Below are 14,498 nucleotides of genomic sequence, written 5' to 3'. Positions count from 1 at the left end.
CGGAGAGACCCTCTCTCCGGGCCTTCCTGCTGCCCCGGGAGGACCCCAAGCCCATGCACATCGCCACCCGCCCTGCCACAACCGACCAGGAGCGGTTCAGGGCCGAGCTTGCCCCGGCCCAGAACGCTCTCGGCCTGGAGGCCCGGCTCGCAGCCGCCGACGCGGAGATGACCGTTCGTTTGGAGACTGCCGCCCTGGCGGTCGACGTGAACACCGCCCATATCCTCACCACCCCCATCGACCTGGCCGACATCGTCCGTATCCCCGACGCCATCGCCACAGCCCCGGTCGACCTGTACCCCACACCCGTGGCGTCCCTCCTCCAGCGTGCCCACCAGCGGCTGACCAACCACGGATGGTGCGCGGGCGCCATGGTCAACACCAACGGTGCCAGGTGCCTCTACGGCTCCATCCACGCAGAAGCCAGCGGCAACCAGCACCTCGAGACGAAAGCCCTGGAGATCCTGCTGGACGCCATCCACCGGCGCTTTCCCGACGCGGAATCCGTGCCCACCTGGAACGACGCCTGGGGCGGACCCCGCACCCCGCTGCGCCTGCTGGAACTGGCCGCCGACGACGCCCACACACGCGGCCTCTGAGAGACCCGAACTGGCGGATCTCCGTGCTGCCCCACCCGCCCCGGCCTCGGGGCCGGGGCGGCGCGGAGGACCGGACAGCCCGGGACACACGCTGACAAGCCGGAGGAGAAACCCTGCCGACCACGCCACGGCAGGGCATCAGGATGCGGCCCCGCACCAGCGCCGCGTAGGAGGCCCGGCGGACCACGACCTGCCGGCCGCCGAGACCGGCCGACCCTCGGGCGGGCTGGACGCCCCCGCTCACACCCAGCAAAGGAGATCCCCATGGCCGACAGATGGAACGGCCAGGAACTACCTGAACGCAAGCCGCTGCAGCAGCCGCTTGCAGAACAGATCCACTACCGGTTGTACGACCGCCGAACTCGTCAACTGCTCAGCTTCAACTCCACCAACAGCTTCAGCTCCCTGGTGGAGGACATCGCCAGCACACAGCGCGAACACCCCAACGCCCGGATCTTCGGCGTCCGTTACGACGGCCCTGCTTACTGAGGGAGAACCAGATGAAGTCCTGGAACACGCCCGACCACCACATCGCCGACACCGAACACGGCACCCTGTACTTCGCCGACGACGTGCAGTTAGTGATCGCCGACTGGCAGATCCGCGAGAACGCGCCCGACAGCGACGGCCGCGTCTACACGTCGGTGCGCGGCTGGCTGATGAACTACAGCGGCACCGGCCGCGCGGGCGACCCGTACACGGAGCCCATCGAGGCCGGCCGCGCCCGCCTCATCCGCACCGAACTGCGCGGGCGTCAGCCCCTCACCGACCGCGACGTCCACGTCGACTACTACACGCCCGGACAACCGTCCCCGAACACCTGGGATCACCCCGGCTACCTGGTCACCGTCTCGTGGATGGACCGGCGCATCGACCAGAACGGCCAGCCGATCCCGGAGGACGAGATCGGCCGGACGCAGTGGCCCCACCCCGAGACAGGCGAGGTCTTCGACCTGCGCGCTGCCTACGTGCCGAAGGGCCGCTACTACGACCCGCAGGGCATCACCTGGCAGCACTACGACGGCTGGCGCGGCGGCGTCCCCGTCCTGCGCCCCTTCTACGCCGATGCCAAGGCCCCCAGCGGCAGCGGGCGCCTCATCACCGACGGCGAATGGGTGAAGGCCAGCGAGGCCCCACCTTCGAGGCCGTGATGGCCGCCGCCCGGTTCTGACCGCCTGCCTGAGGGCGCGGCGTTCCTCCGTGCCGCCCCGGCCCTTCTCGGCCGGGGCGGTTGCGGTGTTCCGCCACGACCAGTACAGGGCCACCCCCGCGGTCTTCGCCGCCAGCCCGATGCTCGGCGCCTGGGCCTGTCCCACCGGCCCGCCAGCTGCTCTACCTCATCCGCCATGAACGAAGGAATGCCCGATGACTCACCAGCCCGCTCGACGGGAGCCCCACGTGAAGCAGCCCGCCGTCATCAAGGCCGACCAGGCCCTACTGCCGCAGCGCTTCCCGGCCGCGCCGGCGCCTTCCGCTGACATCGTCTCGGCTCTGCAGCTCGTGCCGGAGGGAGCTCTGGTGCACCTTCAGGGCTTGATCACCAGCGTGGACTGCACCCGGCACAACGGGTACTGCAGGGTGACGATTGCCGACAAGAGCGGAACCGCAGTCGTCCACTTCCGCGACGAGGTCACGAACGGCCGCAAGGACGACGAACTCAAGATCGGCCGGGTCCTTGCCGTCGTCGGCTGCGCCACCCCGGACGCGGACTACGACGTGCGTGCGGCCGCTTTCCAGACCTGCGCCTTCTCCGTCGCTCTGACCTGATCGGGGATCCCCAAAACGTGGGGCCCTGCCAGAAACGGCAGGGCCTTCCTCATGCCCGGGATGGCCGCCTCGTGTGGCTGCACTCACGGCCACCCCGGGCCCCATACCCGCCCCGATCACCGGGGCGAGAAGGAGGCACCATCATGCCTGATCCGCACGCGATCACCCTCAACCACCTCATCGGCCCTGACCGCGCGGGGCAATTCCTCAACACACGCATCCAGAACCTGACCACCCAGGACCTGCTGCCGCGCGAGACGGCCGAGCGCATGGTGTGCCAGGCCGTGGCCGCCGGCGATCCGTGGACCCTCGCTGCCGGCGGGCAGCAATGGAACCTGCGGTTGGACGCCGACCCCGAGCTCCCCCCGCAGCTGTACGTGGTCCGTCGCGCTGGAGGCAGGTTCCTGGCCGAGGACGAGGACGGACAGCAGGAAACGCTGGGACTGTCCATCCTCGAGTCCTACCAGCTCACTCACTGGTACGGGACTCGGTGAGCGCCGCACGTACGACCGGCCGCCGACGCGCGCCGGGCACCATGGGCGCCGCCGGACGGGCCGCTGCACAGGAGCCGTTGACCGGTAGCGGCCGCGTCACACTCGCCCGGACCGGCGGAGGCGCCGCCCCCGGCTGGGGCGCGTACATCCTGCTCTACACCACCCAGCCCATGCCGGGCGGCGGCCGCGCGGCGATCATCGCCACCACCGCCCCCGACCACCCCGACCTCAACCCCGCGTGGGGCCTGCACCGGCCGGCCACCCGCCACTCCGAGCCCGGCACCGCGACCCGGCCCCTGTGGGAGTACGCGGCCGCAGCCACACCGCCCCAGGGCCGCAGCGAGTCCGCAGCCGGCTACGACTGCCGCCTCGCGCTCTACCTGCTGACTACGCCCCTGGCGCCCCGGCTGATACCCCGCCCGGCCGCCGTCGACCTGCCCGCGGCCGCGTGGGCGGTCGACCTGTACCGCACCATCCACCTGCCGCCAGGCGCCCTCCACGCCGGACACACCGCCGTCTGTATCGGCCGCCTGCTCACCCTCACCTCCAAGGAGTGCTGATGGACGACCGCTTCACCCTTCCGCTCCGGGACCCTGCCCTGTACGTGATCATTGGAGCCGCTGGCGGCGGGAAGACCCGCATCGCCGCCGCCTTCCCGCGCAGCTGGCGCCTGTCGCTGGACGCCTGCCGGGCGCGGGTTGCTGACAACGCTGGATCGCAGACAGCGACCCCGGCCGCGCTGGCCGTCTTCGACGCGGCACTGGCCGGCCGCCTCGACAACGGCCTGTCCACGGTCATCGACAACACCAGCACCGAACGGGCCCATCGCGCCGGACTGATCGAGCGCGCGCACCGCCATGGGCTGCTCGCCGTGGCGATCGTGGCCCGTACTTCCCTGACCGTCTGCCAGGCGCGGCAGGCAGCCAGGCCCGACAACCTACAGGTCCCCGCGCACGTCATCGAGGACCAGCACCAGGGCGTACCCAGCACGCAGCAGCTGCTGAGCGAGGGCTTTGACCAGGCATACGACGCCGACCGTCTGGACCTGATGCGGCTGCTCCTGGAGCGCTCCGCTGCTGCTGGCCTCGACACCTTTGCCGACGTCCGAGCCACCTTCGGCCCGGACCTCGCCACGGTCTTCGCCTTCGACCCCGACGGCGAGGACAGCCGCGGCGCCTTCACGGTCGCCGGGCGAACCGTCGCAGCGCGTTGGTCGGACGACGGCGAGCCGTTCGATCACCACTGGCAGGCCCAGCTGACCGACACCTGCCCGGACTGCGGCCGCGCGCTGTGGGCTCGGGTCACCGGCGCCCAGGACCTGCTGAACGTCTACACCGGCCAGACCGGCAAGCTGCTCGACGACCCGCTGTGCCCCGTGTGTGACACGCCCGACTACGCGGCCTGACGCGCTCCCCGATCCACCCATCACGCCACGGGGGAGAGACCCGGACAGTCCAGCAACAGCCGCCAGAACCACCCGCCAGGGCCTGGCGGGTCAGACTCACGACAGGAAAGATCACCCAATGACGAACGCCCGCCCCACCACCACAGACCGCCTCGCCCTGTTTGGCGCCCTGACGGCTGTCTTCGGGGAAATGCACCCCACGTTCGACAACTGGGCTCAGCGGGATTTCGACGCCACCCACAAAGGGACCTACGGCGACCACCTGGTCTACCGTGACGGCACCAAGGTCGCAGACGACACCGACCGCGCAGGCGAGCCGACCATGACAGCCTCCAGCTTCGGGCGGCGCTGCGCCGCACGGCACGTCGCGTCATACACCGCCGGTCAACTGGCTTCCGCTGTCGCGATCACCCGCGCGCTCGGCTACCGCGTCCCAGCCCGCGCCCTGCTCACTGGAGCCGCGATCAACGCAGCCACCCACCTGATCATCGATCGCCGCAAGCCGCTGCTCTGGCTCGCCGACAAGCTCGGAAAGACCAGCTATGTCGAGCACTGCACCGTCGTACGCAAGCCCGGCGGCGACGCCGAGATCAGCGGCCCCGGCAGCGCCCTGATGGAACTTGACCAGGCCCTCCACCGGGCCATCGGCGTGGGTGCCGCCCTCACCACAACCGTGCTCGCCACGCGTCACCGCCGCCCCCACTGACTCCCAAACCGTCGGGCGCCCGTACGAGCGGGCGTCCGACGGTCCGCTTTTCACCACTGCCGCGCCGCGTGGCAACCCGGTCGCTGACCGCGTCGAAGACGTACGCGAGCGGCTACGCGACCCGGCTGCCGCCCGCGACATCCTCGATTTGGACGACCTCGACCTCGCATCCAGGACGTCGTTCTGGCCACGCCTGGCGCCCGCGAGCTGCTCGCCAACCTCGCCGACTACGCCGACCTCCCGCCGACCCCCGCCGCATCGCCACCGAGCTGTTGACTGGACCAAGGAGTCCTGACATGAAGACCTGCACTTTCTGCGCCATCGTGGCCGGCACCGCCCCGGCCGTCATCGTCCGCGAATGGGCTGACGCCCTCGCGATCCGCCCGCGCAGCGGCGGAGTGGCCGAGGGGCACGTCGTGGTCCTGCCGCGCGTCCACGTCCAGGACGCCGGCATCGACCCGGAGGTCACCGCTGCGGTGATGCGCCGCGCCGCCGAGCTCATGGCCGAACTCCCCGCCGCGAACATCATCACCTCGAAGGGCATCGAGGCGACCCAGAGCGTTTTCCACTTGCACGTCCACGTCGTGCTCCGTCAGGCGGACGACGGCTTGCCCCTGCCCTGGACCCCGCAGCACGCCGCGCGCGCCGCCGCGCAGAACGGAGCCTCCTCGTGAGCACCATCAACCTCGTCATGGCCCGCGAAACCCTGCCCGCCGCCGGGCTCTCCGTGTTTCTGGCGGGCCCCACCCCCGACAAGAGCGCCTCGGTCCCGTCCTGGCGGCCCGCCGCCATCGAGGCCCTGGCCGCCCAGTGGGTCGACGAGCAGCCGCTTACCGTCCTGACCCCCGAGTCCCGCGACGGCAAGCGGGCCGACCGCTACGAGGACCAGGTCGACTGGGAGACCGCCGCCCGCGCCGCCGCGAGCGCGATCCTCTTCTGGATTCCCCGCGACATGCGAACCCTTCCCGGCATGACGACGAACGTCGAGTTTGGCCTGGACGTAGCGAGCGGCAGGGCCGTCCTCGGCTGCCCGCCCGACTGCCCCAACCCAGAGCGCACCGCTATTTGATCTACGTCGCCCGCCGCCACGGCATACCGGTCTGCGACACCCTTCACTCCACAGTGGCCGCCGCTCTCACTCTCGTTCTGGGTCCCCAGTAGCCCAGGGTCCACCCGCTGTCGCCTTGCCGCTGAACTTGATTCGAACGATCAGTCCCCATGCGGGATTCGGGGTCAACGCGCGACGAACGGTCACACGAGACTGAGGACCGGCGCCCACATGGAGCCGCGTCACGGACCCGACAGCGAGCTGAACGACGCCACCGAGAGCAAGGGAATCCCCGCACCCGGCGGGCGTCGGAAAGACCGAGCGCCCCAATCGAGAGGACACCAAATGTTCGGCCGGAAGAAGACCGACGAGACCATCAGCGAATCCATCCGGCGCCACGACGCCGCCCCTGGCGAAACCATCGGCGAGGCGATGCGCCGTGGCTGGAGGGCCGACCGCAGCATTGCCGACCCCACCGAGGTTCAGACCGACGACTCGCCCTGTGGCGAGACCATCGGCCAGGCCATCCGGCGCGGCTGGAAGCCATAGCGAAGAGGAGGGCGACACCTCCGCCTGCTCCTCGTCCACCCCCGACACAGACGTTCACCCGCAGCCGGCGCTCACCGGAGAGCTGATCGCTACTCCGAGCCCCGCCAGGAGCGCCCCCCACCAAGCGCCCCGTGCTGAACCCCTGCACGGGGCGCCGCGCGGCCTGGGCCCGTCGACCCACTCAGTCAACCGTCCGGTCTGCAGTACGACGCCCCGGCCCGGCTGCGAGTCAGCGGAGCCGTGAGGGTGCGGGATCGCACCTCGACCGGGGCACTGCGGGTAACCCGCACCCACTGCTGCCGGTCGCACATAGGAAGGACCCCTTACATGGACAACAAGCCCGAGCAGGACTCGCCCAGCGCGCCGCGGTGGAGGCGCTGCGGCCACGGCCCCGGCGAACTGCACCCCGGAGACCATGCGGTGGTCGATGCTTTCAAGCGGATGCTCGCCGCCAGCAAACGACCGGTGGCGTGGAGCAAGGACAGCGACATCGCGGTTCGTGTCCCCACCGGCGTTGAACGGGCCCTCCTCTATCCCAACCAGGACGCAGAGGCCGGCACCGTTCGTTTGCTGCTCGTCCATCCCGACACCGGGGCTGTACTCACCCGGCTTGCCCCATACCCCCGGAAGCTGATCCTCGGCCCCTGGGACCAGGTGTACCGACCGCTGACCTGCACCGCCCAAGGCAAGGAGACCACCCACCTGACCGGACACAGCACATTTCGGGAAGGAGCGGCGCTGACCGATCCGTCGCTGCGCTGTCCGCAGTGCGACGGCGCCGAACTGACAGCCGCCAGCGTGCACGGCCCGGGAGGCGGCGACGACGTCTCCGCCTTTACCTGCGACCAGTGCCGCGTCGAGTGGGCAGTGTGGGAGACCCCGAACTTCACGTCGCCGAACTACGCAGACGCGTACGCCGGCGCGCCGGGTCTGGCGGAGGAGGAATTCGAGCTGGTGTTACTCGCCGACGACATCAACCTGCGCGCGACCGCCGCCCTCACCGGGACCGGCCCATCCGTACCGGGCATCGACCACCGCCTGCTCCTGCTCCGCAAGGCTGCATGGCTGGACCGGGCCGCCCGCGAGCGAGAAGTGAACTGGCACCTCGGCGACGTCCCCGCCGCCTTGGTCGACCAGGGCAGTGCCTGGGCCGCACGCGCCGCACACGACTTCCTGACGTGGGACCTGGAACACGACCAGGACGGCGTCGCCGGACCGGCCGGCCCCGACTCCGCCGCGTGGAACGTGGCCGGCGGCGCCCGCGCCTACGTGCGCCAGGAGTACCGGGCGATGCTCGACCAGGAGCGCGAGGCTGAGGACCGCGCACAGATGGGGCCGCGCCGCGGCCCCGACGGTGAGCTGTACAACACCGACGGCAAACCGCTCTAGAAGAGCAACCAATCACCACGAGGCCCCGCGCCCGGATCTTCGGATCCCGGGCGCGGGGCCTTTTTCGTTTCCGCCGCCCCAATCTCGTGATGGTTGGGGCGCGTTCGGCGCCTCTTGCTGGCCGTCTCACGGAGAAGCCCTGTCCCCGGCGCATGTCGAGGGCAGGGCCTTTTTGGTTTCTGGGCATTGCGGTTGCGGCGAGAACCAGGGGCCCTTCCCGACGTCAGAAATTTCTGACCTCGGCTTTACCGAGTTTGAGCAGATACCCGGCCCAGGAGAGCGCTCGGGAAACCCCGGTGCTCTCAGCTGGAGGCGGCCACGGCTTCCTCTGATGCTGCGGCAACGGCGCGGCTAGCGGCGGTGAGCCGCTTCACGACACGCTGTACCTCGGTCTCCAGGCGCTCCAGATGCTCGCGCGTCGCGACCGGATCGGCTTCCAGAGCGGCCTGTACCGCAGCGGGCGCCAGCCGCGCATAGACACGCTCCTTGAGCGAGGCGGCCGCCCTCTCCAGAGCCGTGATCGCAGCGGGCGCCGGTAGCACCGTCGGCGGGTCAGAAATTTCTGACCTTGACTCCTGTGCCGGAATGGAAGGCGTGGTCAGGTCCTTAGCGATCGAGGCAAGCAGCGATGCGGTCGGCCGCTTCTTGCCCTGCTCCGCAGCCTGAGTCAGGCCCTCGGTCATGACGGCCTGAGCGGCCTCCAGGCCATGGCTGCTGATCACCTCCGCCATGACCTTGCGGGCCGACGCACGCGTCAGATGCTGTGCTAGATCGGGCCCCAGCTCACTGATCGCCCGGATACGTACCGCGTCCTGCAGCAGCTCGAACACGTACTTCGGCTCAATGTCGAGCAAGCCCGCCGCCCACACCGAGAAATTGGTGTGGCCGGCCACCAGGTGGAGCTCGCGCTCCTGGGCGACCTCCAGCAGTACCGCCTTGTTCAGGGTGACGAAGTCCTCGGCGCGCTTGCCTGCGAGGTCGATCTCGTGCAGGCGCTCGGTGACGTAGGCCAGCTGCTCCTCAGGAGTGCCGGTGATGTCGTCGGCGCTGAGGACCCGCCCACGAGCGAAGACGCTGGGCTCCTGACTATCGACCGAGTCCTGGTTCGCGGCGGCCGTCGCTGCGCGCTTCTGCAGCTCAGCCGGAACCGCAGGGTCGACCGACGAGTCTGCGGCCTTCTTCAGCCGGTTGGTACCTGCCGCGATCAGCTTGTTGCCGCTCACTCTTCCACTCCTGATGCCGTGAGAATCCGGTCGTATGCGTCAGTGAGTGCCTGCGCCTCGCGCCCTGGCGCATCCGTGATCGGCACGCACGCGAAACGCGTCTGCTGACGCACCGAGTGGCGAGGGATCACCAGGTCGTCCCGGTAGAGGGATCCGTAGGTGTCTGCCAGGTACCCCCCTATGGCGTCCTTCAGCGTGCTGCGGCCACCCGGCACTATCGACGGGATGATTCCCAACACCTTCAGGTCCGGGTTCATGCCCAGATCCTTGACGAGCTTGATCGTGCTCAGGGCTTCTGCTGCGCCGATGCGGCCGTCCTCATCCAGTGTCGCCGGGATGAGCACGTCGGTGGCCGCTACAAGAGCAGATGTCACCAGCTTCCCTCCTGCCCGGGGCGGCAGGTCCAGAATGCCGACCATGTCGGGCCCGACCACACCCTTCAGCCCCAGCCGCAGCCGGAACTCGAGGCCGACAGCCACGTTGTCGGTCTCCCGGTTGGCGAGAGCCCGCTCCGCAGCGATGACCTGCACGCCGGACCAGGTCTTCCCTGCTTCAGTAAACGCATCGGCGGCCAGACCGGTCTCTCCCTGCGGATCCAGCGCCAGCAGGTCGTTCATGGAGAACGCCGGCGCCTCGTCGGCAGAAATGCCCAGCTCTGCGGTGAAGGTTCCTCGCGGATCGAGGTCCCCCGCGATGACACCGAGCTTCCGCTTCCGCGCGGCTGCGACTAGGCCTGCGGACAGGGCGCTCTTGCCCACGCCGCCCTTCTCGCTGTATACCGCCAGCACTCTGCTCATGTCAGAACCTTAAGTCGATACGCCCAACCCACGGGAGGAAGAGTATCGACAGGAAGCCCGGTATTCAGCGGCGACCGGCGCCTGACAGCACGAACGAGTGCCAATCGGAATGCGCGACGGAGACTCCGTCCCACGCCGTTGTCAGCGGCGAAACAGCAAGTCACTTTGATCGGAGCCGACTTGGCTCGGTATGCGATCAGCGCAGCATTTGCACGACCTACCCCGGAGCGGCGCGGCCACTTACGGGCGAGATGGCCGGTTAGCCAACGGGAAGCGCTCTACAGGGTGACCCGGCATGAACCGCCGCCTCTCCGCCCTCGCAGCGCCCACGCCGCGGATGGACCCGATTACCGCATCAGTGGCCCAACAGGCGGCGATGTGGAGAATGATCGGGACATGGCCAAAAAACAGCCGCCCCCAACCTACGTCGACCAGCTGCTGTCCGAGCTTGCGGACACCGAGACCGCCTATGCCACCATCCTGGACAACTCCCAGGTGCGGAAGCGGCAGTTGGACCTTGGGGCCGTCCAGGTCCTCGGTCACCCATGGGCCTGGACGCGGAGCACTCCAGGGACCGAAGCCAGCAGGATGGAACTGCTGCGGCAGGTACGCGACTGGGCGCCGCGGTTCCGGCTTCTCTTCCCTCACCCCACGCCGGCGGTACAGAGCAGCATGGACGATGCGATCCGGTTGCTGGAGGACTGGCTAGTAGGACTCCGTTAGGTCGTTGCGGGTCTTGCTGTTTGGTGTCTGATCCGGGTTGTGGGCAGAGGTTGGTGGCAGGTGGTGCAGATGCCGGTCCAGCAGTTCAGCAGGTCCTGGAGGGCGTCGAGGGTCTGGTAGAGGGTGAGTCCGGTGTGTCGGCTTTTGGGGCCAGCCGTTGTTCGGTGAGGAAGGCGTGGGCGGCGGTGACCAGGGTGGCGTGGTGGTGCCAGCCCGGCCAGGAGCGGCCTTCGAAGTGGTCCAGGCCCAGGCCGTGCTTGAGTTCGCGGTAGTCGTGCTCGATGCGCCAGCGGATCTTCGCCAGGCGGACGAGCTCCGGGATCGGGGTGTCGTCGGGCAGGTCGGACAGCCAGAACCGGGTCGGTTTGTCCTCGCCGCCGGGCCATTCGGCCAGCAGTCGCACCTGGGGCAGGACACCGTCCCACTCGACGTGCTCGGCCCGTGCGGCGGCCTGGGCCAGCCGACGCGGGCGCACCCCGGCCGGGCGGACCCGCATCGCGAGGAAGCGTGAGGTCATCGGGGAGCGGGAGCCTTCCCGCCAGGTCACCTCCATGAAGGCTTCCCGGTCGGCGGCCGTGGCCAGTTCCGCTACCGTCACCGGTGGCTGCCGGTAGCGGGGAGCTGGCCGGCGGCCGGTGCCGGACCAGGCGGGGGCGTCGGGGTGCGCATCGTGCGGCTGGACGGTGATATCGCCGCGGATGCCGACCACGTACGCGTGTGCCCGTTCGGCCAGGCCGGCGCGGAAGTCGGCGTTCTGGCCGTAGCCGGCATCCGCCACCACGACCGGCGGCACCAGTCCCCATCCGGCCAGTTCGTCCAGGGCGTCCAGTGCCAGCCGCCATTTCTCCCGGTGGCCGACGTCCTTGGGGACGCCGGTCCGATGGCGCCGGACGGTGTCATCCGCCCATTCCTGGGGGAGGAACAGCCGCCAGTTCAGCGGGCACGAGGCCGCATCGGACACGGCGTGCACGCTGACCGCGACCTGGCAGTTGGCCTGCTTGCCCAGCGCACCGCAGTACTGGTGGGCGACGCCGACCGACATCCTGCCGTCCTTGGGGAACGACACGTCATCGACCGCCCAGGCGTCCGGGCCGATCTGCGGCACCATCCGCTGGGCGATCTGCCGGCGCACCGGCACCGGATCCCACGTGGACTGGTTCACGAACTGCTGCAGGTTCTGCTCGTTGCCGTCCGGCAGCCGCGAGGCCATGGCCTGGATCGACTTGCGGCGACCGTCCATCATCAGTCCCCGCAGGTAGCAGTCGCCCTTGGCCCGCTGGTCCTTCCGCGGCACCGAGGCAAACACATCCGCCACGAATAACGCCAACACCGCCCGAACACGATTCACTTCATGTGCATCCACACACTCAGCGTGCCCCTGAACAAGACCGACACACAGACCTAACGGAGTCCTACTAGTCCGCGACGGCCGGGTGAAGAACCGCGCGCCTAAGGACATCCCCGCAGCCGTGACGCGGCTGCGGGAGGCTGCGGCGTCACTGCGTGAGCTCGTCGAGCTGCTGCCGGAGGACGACTGGTACGTGCGGGTGGTCGTCGACACCAACACCTTGATGGACGACCCCGACGTCACGGTCTACCAGGACGTCGTCGACAGCCCGCGCTACATGGTGCACCTCCTGCCCGTCGTGCTGCGCGAGATCGACGACCTCAAGCGCAGCCACAACCGCCCCGAGCGCCGGGAGGCCGCACGGAAGGCCGACCGGAGGCTGAAGGCGATGCGCGACAACGGAGACGTCCGCAAGGGCGCACGGGTCGCGGGCGACGTCTACGCCGTCTTCGAGCACATCGAACCCCGCTCGGACGGGCTCCCCACATGGCTGGACCTGGACGTCCCCGACGACCGCTTCATCGCCTCAGCGCTGCTGCTGCAGTCCAGACATCCCGGCTCCAAGCTGTACGCCGCGACCAGCGACATCAACCTGCAGACCAAGCTCGCAGCGGTCGGCCTCCCCTACATTGAGGGCCCCGCAGGCACGTGAATCGGCAGGCACGACAGCCGCCGGGCCGCCAACACATGACCACCGACTCCGAAGGAGCCGCTTCCGCATGGGCGAACCGATCCCCACGGATCGCGACCGGGCGATCTACCACCGCACCGGCCACTACATGGCCGACGTCGCCGAACTCCTGCTGCGCGACGGCTACCCAGTGATGCATGTCGGCTCCTGCCAGCCAGAGCACATGGAACCCCTCGAAGACGACGGCGGCGGATACGTCGACTTCGCTCCCGAGGTCCTCGCCCAAGTCAACGGGACACCCCAGGACGCCCAGGAACTGCACTTTGTGTGGGACACCAGCAGCGGCTGGGGCCTGGTCACTGAACAGCCCAAAGCCAAGGAGGTCACCCGTTGGATGGGAGGTGGCCTCACACCCGGGCCGGAGAAAGTCGCCGGCTTCTTCCTCACCGGCCTCCTGGACTTCCGCAATGCTGGCAGTGAGGAGCGCCCCTACTACCGACAGCCGGGTCACGACATCGACGGCCTCGCTGAACGGCTCGCCCCGTTCCACAGGAAGGGCTCCTTCGACGACCGCTTCCGCCGCGCCCGGAACGCTACTGCGGAACGCCTGGCCATCGACGCAGTGCTCACGGAGGACACAGTCGTCTCCATTCCGGCCCGTGCCGGGGAGCTCGCGGCCCTCCAGCACCTTGTCCACTTCGTCGTCATGAGCGAAGAACTGCGCGGGGTAGCCGTAAAACTCATCGGAGATCTGAAAGCCCGCGCCGTCGCCATGACTGACGAGGAGCAGCTCAAGCGTGTCACGTCACACAGCGACGGTGTTGAACAGGCGAAGCAGCTACGCCGGATGGGACATGGCCGTGATTGAGCGGCCGTAGCGCAGCCCGACATCGCCACCCCGCTGATCCAGGCGATCGGGTCGACTCTCCAGCAGATGGACAGGACCGTCGCCATCAAACTGCCGAAGCCCGAGTGAAACGGCCGGCCTCCACCACGGAGGCCGTGGCACGGGCCCGGTTCCCATTGAGGGCCGGCCCTTCGTCGTTCTCAGACGCTCCCCTGCCACGGGCCGCGGAAAATGGCGTGGGCCCCGACCCAGCGCCACACTACGTTCCGGGCTCCGCCATCCCGTTCTGCCAGGTGGCGCGGCCGCCCGGGGCCGCTGGCCACATCGACTTCCCCGCAGCTGCCCGAAGCCCGTGTCAATTCTGCCGAGCGCGGCTGACAGCGGGCGCAGCCAGCCGCGCCGCACGGGTGGTGCGGCGCGGCTGTGCAGAGGGTCTGTCAGAGGTCGTAGAGCGCGATGCGGATGTTCTTGACGCTGCTGTCCTGAGCCGAGATTGACATCGACTCGCCTTTGCTCAGGAGGTCACTGCACGTCCTCCTGTAGGAGCCGATGTCCTTTCCGTCGCCGGTTACGACGAGCTGGTGCCATCCGCTGCCCGAGCAGGTGCGCGTGACGTGGCCGGTCAGGCTGTAGCTGTACCAGCCGTTGCCGTCGCTCCAGTAGGTGTAGTCGCCGGTGAACTTGGCGCAGGCGCTCGTGCGGGTGATGCTGCTGGCCGGGGCCGCCTGGGCAGTGGTAGCCAGGGGGGCCGTGAGGGCCAGGGCGGCGCCTCCGGCCACGGCCAGCGCGGGAATCTTCTTGCGCATGTGACTCCCCTTGTCATCTCTCGAAAGGTGATGCGGGTCGAACGGCAAAAGGGAACCGAGCCGCCCTATTAGCCGCTTCTGCAGTGGAAAAACCATGCATCGCCGAGCTTGGTAGAACATGTCATGAACTTTGGATCCGCTGATGGCACCGACTGGTGACTCCCAG

General features: G+C 69.0%; 19 protein-coding genes. 15 read left to right on the top strand and 4 right to left on the bottom strand.

The features are described from left to right. Positions 1-53 precede the first annotated feature (53 nt). From PV419_RS44555 to PV419_RS44500, 12 genes are all read left to right on the top strand, one after another. Positions 54-599: a hypothetical protein gene (locus tag PV419_RS44555; RefSeq protein ID WP_319698930.1), complete on the top strand. Its 546-nt coding sequence runs from the start codon at positions 54-56 to the stop codon at positions 597-599. A gap of 264 nt (positions 600-863) precedes the next feature. Further along, on the top strand, positions 864-1,088 hold the full coding sequence (locus PV419_RS44550; protein WP_319698928.1) for a hypothetical protein: 225 nt from the start codon (positions 864-866) through the stop codon (positions 1,086-1,088). 11 nt (positions 1,089-1,099) lie between these two features. Beyond that, the gene (locus tag PV419_RS44545; protein ID WP_319698926.1) at positions 1,100-1,750 is read left to right on the top strand and encodes a hypothetical protein; all 651 of its coding nucleotides are present in this window, start codon (positions 1,100-1,102) and stop codon (positions 1,748-1,750) included. Positions 1,751-1,997: 247 nt separating this feature from the next. Further along, a complete protein-coding gene (locus PV419_RS44540; RefSeq protein WP_319698924.1) occupies positions 1,998-2,366 on the top strand; it encodes a hypothetical protein in 369 nt (122 codons plus the stop codon). Between the two features lie 143 nt (positions 2,367-2,509). Continuing rightward, the gene (locus tag PV419_RS44535) at positions 2,510-2,860 is read left to right on the top strand and encodes a hypothetical protein (RefSeq protein ID WP_319698922.1); all 351 of its coding nucleotides are present in this window, start codon (positions 2,510-2,512) and stop codon (positions 2,858-2,860) included. Further along, positions 2,857-3,420 carry a hypothetical protein gene (locus PV419_RS44530; RefSeq protein ID WP_319698920.1) on the top strand — a complete coding sequence of 188 codons (564 nt, stop codon included), beginning with the start codon at positions 2,857-2,859 and terminating at the stop codon, positions 3,418-3,420. Before PV419_RS44535 ends, PV419_RS44530 begins: the two co-directional genes overlap by 4 nt. Beyond that, positions 3,420-4,265 carry an AAA family ATPase gene (locus PV419_RS44525; RefSeq protein ID WP_319698918.1) on the top strand — a complete coding sequence of 282 codons (846 nt, stop codon included), beginning with the start codon at positions 3,420-3,422 and terminating at the stop codon, positions 4,263-4,265. The genes PV419_RS44530 and PV419_RS44525 overlap by 1 nt, the downstream gene beginning before the upstream one ends. Positions 4,266-4,383: 118 nt before the next feature. Next, positions 4,384-4,971, top strand: a complete 588-nt coding sequence (locus PV419_RS44520) for a hypothetical protein (protein WP_319698916.1) — start codon at positions 4,384-4,386, stop codon at positions 4,969-4,971. A gap of 296 nt (positions 4,972-5,267) precedes the next feature. Next, positions 5,268-5,645: an HIT family protein gene (locus PV419_RS44515; protein WP_319698914.1), complete on the top strand. Its 378-nt coding sequence runs from the start codon at positions 5,268-5,270 to the stop codon at positions 5,643-5,645. Beyond that, on the top strand, positions 5,642-6,040 hold the full coding sequence (locus PV419_RS44510) for a nucleoside 2-deoxyribosyltransferase domain-containing protein (protein WP_319698912.1): 399 nt from the start codon (positions 5,642-5,644) through the stop codon (positions 6,038-6,040). Before PV419_RS44515 ends, PV419_RS44510 begins: the two co-directional genes overlap by 4 nt. A gap of 324 nt (positions 6,041-6,364) precedes the next feature. Continuing rightward, on the top strand, positions 6,365-6,568 hold the full coding sequence (locus PV419_RS44505; RefSeq protein ID WP_319698910.1) for a hypothetical protein: 204 nt from the start codon (positions 6,365-6,367) through the stop codon (positions 6,566-6,568). Positions 6,569-6,895: 327 nt separating this feature from the next. Continuing rightward, positions 6,896-7,957, top strand: a complete 1,062-nt coding sequence (locus PV419_RS44500) for a hypothetical protein (RefSeq protein WP_319698909.1) — start codon at positions 6,896-6,898, stop codon at positions 7,955-7,957. Between the two features lie 302 nt (positions 7,958-8,259). On the opposite strand, the gene PV419_RS44495 is transcribed toward PV419_RS44500, so the two are convergent. Together PV419_RS44495 and PV419_RS44490 are read right to left on the bottom strand one after the other, a co-directional pair. Continuing rightward, positions 8,260-9,180 (bottom strand): hypothetical protein, encoded by a 921-nt coding sequence (locus tag PV419_RS44495; protein WP_319698907.1) that lies wholly within the window; start codon positions 9,178-9,180, stop codon positions 8,260-8,262. Continuing rightward, positions 9,177-9,977 carry a ParA family protein gene (locus tag PV419_RS44490; RefSeq protein ID WP_319698905.1) on the bottom strand — a complete coding sequence of 267 codons (801 nt, stop codon included), beginning with the start codon at positions 9,975-9,977 and terminating at the stop codon, positions 9,177-9,179. The genes PV419_RS44495 and PV419_RS44490 overlap by 4 nt, the downstream gene beginning before the upstream one ends. Before the next feature lie 396 nt (positions 9,978-10,373). Here PV419_RS44490 and PV419_RS44485 point away from each other — a divergent pair, with 396 nt between their 5' ends. Continuing rightward, on the top strand, positions 10,374-10,700 hold the full coding sequence (locus PV419_RS44485; RefSeq protein WP_319698903.1) for a hypothetical protein: 327 nt from the start codon (positions 10,374-10,376) through the stop codon (positions 10,698-10,700). 85 nt (positions 10,701-10,785) lie between these two features. Here PV419_RS44485 and PV419_RS44480 read toward each other — a convergent pair whose 3' ends face one another. Then, complete coding sequence (locus PV419_RS44480; RefSeq protein WP_319698901.1) at positions 10,786-12,063, bottom strand: IS701 family transposase; 1,278 nt, start codon at positions 12,061-12,063, stop codon at positions 10,786-10,788. Positions 12,064-12,169: 106 nt separating this feature from the next. Here PV419_RS44480 and PV419_RS44475 point away from each other — a divergent pair, with 106 nt between their 5' ends. Both PV419_RS44475 and PV419_RS44470 read left to right on the top strand, forming a co-directional pair. Next, positions 12,170-12,700 (top strand): PIN domain-containing protein, encoded by a 531-nt coding sequence (locus PV419_RS44475; RefSeq protein WP_319698900.1) that lies wholly within the window; start codon positions 12,170-12,172, stop codon positions 12,698-12,700. Positions 12,701-12,827: 127 nt separating this feature from the next. Continuing rightward, positions 12,828-13,547, top strand: a complete 720-nt coding sequence (locus PV419_RS44470) for a DUF6292 family protein (RefSeq protein WP_319698898.1) — start codon at positions 12,828-12,830, stop codon at positions 13,545-13,547. 416 nt (positions 13,548-13,963) lie between these two features. Here the strand turns inward: PV419_RS44470 and PV419_RS44465 are convergent, their stop codons facing one another. Further along, positions 13,964-14,332 (bottom strand): hypothetical protein, encoded by a 369-nt coding sequence (locus PV419_RS44465; protein WP_319698896.1) that lies wholly within the window; start codon positions 14,330-14,332, stop codon positions 13,964-13,966. Positions 14,333-14,498: the final 166 nt, after the last annotated feature.

It is taken from the genome of Streptomyces sp. ME19-01-6, assembly GCF_033793745.1.
In the GTDB taxonomy this organism is placed as follows: domain Bacteria; phylum Actinomycetota; class Actinomycetes; order Streptomycetales; family Streptomycetaceae; genus Streptomyces.
The sequence above is the reverse complement of the archived record's forward strand: the minus strand, read 5'-3'. Positions and strand labels throughout refer to the sequence as shown.

Excerpts from the sequence above, each read along its gene's own strand:
- PV419_RS44470 (WP_319698898.1), top strand. The coding sequence starts at position 12,828 with ATGGCCGACGTCGCCGAACTCCTGCTGCGCGACGGCTACCCAGTGATG.
- PV419_RS44465 (WP_319698896.1), bottom strand. The coding sequence starts at position 14,332 with ATGCGCAAGAAGATTCCCGCGCTGGCCGTGGCCGGAGGCGCCGCCCTG.
- PV419_RS44555 (WP_319698930.1), top strand. The coding sequence starts at position 54 with ATGCACATCGCCACCCGCCCTGCCACAACCGACCAGGAGCGGTTCAGG.
- PV419_RS44535 (WP_319698922.1), top strand. The coding sequence starts at position 2,510 with ATGCCTGATCCGCACGCGATCACCCTCAACCACCTCATCGGCCCTGAC.
- PV419_RS44550 (WP_319698928.1), top strand. The coding sequence starts at position 864 with ATGGCCGACAGATGGAACGGCCAGGAACTACCTGAACGCAAGCCGCTG.
- PV419_RS44520 (WP_319698916.1), top strand. The coding sequence starts at position 4,384 with ATGACGAACGCCCGCCCCACCACCACAGACCGCCTCGCCCTGTTTGGC.
- PV419_RS44500 (WP_319698909.1), top strand. The coding sequence starts at position 6,896 with ATGGACAACAAGCCCGAGCAGGACTCGCCCAGCGCGCCGCGGTGGAGG.
- PV419_RS44485 (WP_319698903.1), top strand. The coding sequence starts at position 10,374 with ATGGCCAAAAAACAGCCGCCCCCAACCTACGTCGACCAGCTGCTGTCC.
- PV419_RS44515 (WP_319698914.1), top strand. The coding sequence starts at position 5,268 with ATGAAGACCTGCACTTTCTGCGCCATCGTGGCCGGCACCGCCCCGGCC.
- PV419_RS44490 (WP_319698905.1), bottom strand. The coding sequence starts at position 9,977 with ATGAGCAGAGTGCTGGCGGTATACAGCGAGAAGGGCGGCGTGGGCAAG.
- PV419_RS44545 (WP_319698926.1), top strand. The coding sequence starts at position 1,100 with ATGAAGTCCTGGAACACGCCCGACCACCACATCGCCGACACCGAACAC.
- PV419_RS44525 (WP_319698918.1), top strand. The coding sequence starts at position 3,420 with ATGGACGACCGCTTCACCCTTCCGCTCCGGGACCCTGCCCTGTACGTG.
- PV419_RS44505 (WP_319698910.1), top strand. The coding sequence starts at position 6,365 with ATGTTCGGCCGGAAGAAGACCGACGAGACCATCAGCGAATCCATCCGG.